The sequence below is a fragment of the Bradyrhizobium sp. CCBAU 11361 genome (assembly GCF_028128935.1).
GTDB lineage: Bacteria > Pseudomonadota > Alphaproteobacteria > Rhizobiales > Xanthobacteraceae > Bradyrhizobium > Bradyrhizobium niftali.
This window is the reverse complement of the sequence record NZ_LBJZ01000002.1, coordinates 518-954: the sequence shown is the minus strand read 5'-3', so window position 1 is coordinate 954 and position 437 is coordinate 518. Positions and strand designations below refer to the sequence as shown.

The following is a 437-nucleotide window of genomic DNA, read 5'->3' as shown; positions in this document are numbered from 1 at the left end:
CGCCACCGGCCGCTCGACCCGCTGGGAGCAGCGGCGCGGCACCGGGTCTGGCGCCGAACAGCAGGTGCCTATCTACGTTGCCATCGGCGCTTCGCTGGCGGCCGTCTATGGCAGCGCGGAGCGTCGTGCCGGCAAGCCCGCCGGTTTCGCGCTCGCCATGTTCGATGAGGCCTTCTCCAAGATGGACGGTAAGAACCAGCGGCAGATGATGAGCTTCTACAAAAACCTCGGCCTGCAGTTCGTGATTGCGGCGCCGTTCGAGAAGCGCGTCGCCGTGCTCGAGCACATGGACACCATCGTGGAGGTGGACCGCATCGGCGAGCAGTCCAGGGCCACTGTGGTGGAGCTGAAAGAGAAGGCCAAGCGCGAGCTGATGGCCATCGATCCGGACCTGATGTCCGAAGATGAGCTCGCCACCCGTCTGGCCGCCGAGTAGC

Annotated in this window: 1 protein-coding gene; it reads left to right on the top strand. The window is 65.7% G+C overall.

Translation table 11 applies throughout. From position 1 onward, the window contains the following. On the top strand, positions 1–436 hold a 436-nt coding region (locus XI08_RS01590; RefSeq protein ID WP_271573077.1), incomplete at its 5' end, for an SbcC/MukB-like Walker B domain-containing protein. Between the last annotated feature and the right edge of the window lies 1 nt (position 437).